Annotated in this window: 1 protein-coding gene; it reads left to right on the forward strand. The window is 68.8% G+C overall.

All coding sequences use genetic code 11. The annotated features are described in order from the left end of the window. A partial coding sequence (locus BIS11_RS16875; RefSeq protein ID WP_253586627.1) for an FUSC family protein occupies positions 1-1,459 on the forward strand: 1,459 nt, incomplete at its 5' end. Between the last annotated feature and the right edge of the window lie 210 nt (positions 1,460-1,669).

The following is a 1,669-nucleotide window of genomic DNA, read 5'->3' on the forward strand; positions in this document are numbered from 1 at the left end:
CGAAAGCCTGGGGGCGCTCACGGTGGTCGAGACCGACAGCCAGGCGGCGCGCTTCGAAGGCCCGGAAGGCCCGGGACGCATCCGCGCCTCCCACGTGCTCACGCGGCGCTCGCTGCGCTTTCTGGCGAGCCTGCACGCGCTTCACCAGCTCCTTCACGACCACGCCGAGCGTCTCGACCCTGAGAGCCTCGCCATCGCCCGCGAGATGGCCGCCCGCTTTCGCGACGCCGAGCAGGTCGCGGGCGTACCCGAGGCGCGGCGCCACCTGCAGGCGCTGCGCGCCTCACTTCACGAGCGCGACACCGAAAGTGATGCGCTTTCACCGCTGGACCGGCGCCTGCGCCTGGGGCTGCGCGAGGTGCTCGGCCATGCCCTGGTGATGCTCGACGCCAGGGAAGCGATCGCCGCCCCGGGTACCTACCGGCTGCGCGCCGGGCCGCTGGCCTGGCACCGCGACCACCTGGCCGCCGGCATCAACGCGCTGCGCTCGGCGCTGGTGTTCGCGGCCCTTGCGCTGTTCTGGATCGTCACCGCTTGGCAGAGCGCCATGGTGGCGATGATGCTGGGCACGCTGTTCTCGGCGTTCTTCGCCAGCCGCGACAACCCGGTCGCGGTGACGCTGATGTTCTACAAGGGGATGCTGGCGGCGATTCCCAGCGCCTTCGTGTTCGGCCACGTGCTGCTCTCCCAGGTCCACGACTTTGCGCTGCTGGCGGTGGTGTTCGGCACGCCGCTGTTTCTGGGCCTGCTCGGGGCCTCGAACCCGGCCACCATGGGGTACTGCCTGGCCTTCACCATCTTCAACATTCTGCTCACCATGCCCGGCAACGACATGGATTTCTCGTTCGACAGCTTCGCCAACCGCGTGGTGGCCGTGTTGATCGGCCTGACCACGGTGGTCACGGCGTTTCGCCTGCTACCGGGGCTCGGCACCCGGCTGCGCCGCCGGCGCCTGATCCACGCCATCTCCCGCGACATCCACCGCCTGCGCCGGCGCTCGATCACCCAGAGCGAGGCCCGTTTCAGCGGCCGCATGGCGGACCGGCTCCTGCAGCTCGCCCAGCACGACGATCAGCTGGCCGAGCAGCAGCGCCACCTGTTCATTCTGGGGCTGACCGGGCTCGACGTGGGCAGCGCCATCCTGCGCCTGCGCCATCAGCTCGACGCCAACCCGCATCCGGACGTCCAGCGCGCCCATCAGGCGCTTGCCCGGGCGCTGGCCCAGGCCTTCGAGCAGAGTGCCCGCGGTCACGCGCCGCACGGGGTGATCGAGGCCGGCAACCGACTCGACGAGGCGCTGCAGGCACACGACCGCATTCCGCCAAGGCGCCGCGAACTGCTGCAGGGGCTGGTCGAGCGGCTTTCGCTTTCGCTCGAGCGACTTGCCGACACCATGGCCAACCAGAGTCCGCGGGCGGCGGCCAACGAGCCCACACCCGCTGCAGCAGCGGGGCAATGAACGGCGAACTTTTCGCCAAGGAGTCTATCGAATGCTCCAGGGCTAAAAACGATTAGACACCATGGCCCACCCATAAAAACCAAGACCGCGCTTTCGGCACGCCGCTGGGGCCGTCGTCAGGGAGAGAGACCATGCTGATCAAGATCGCCAAACCCAGCGACCTGCGTGAATCCGACGTGACGCCGGAGTCTGTTTATCTTAGCCGCCGCC

This window comes from Halomonas sp. 707D4 (genome assembly GCF_024158685.1).
Classification (GTDB): domain Bacteria; phylum Pseudomonadota; class Gammaproteobacteria; order Pseudomonadales; family Halomonadaceae; genus Vreelandella.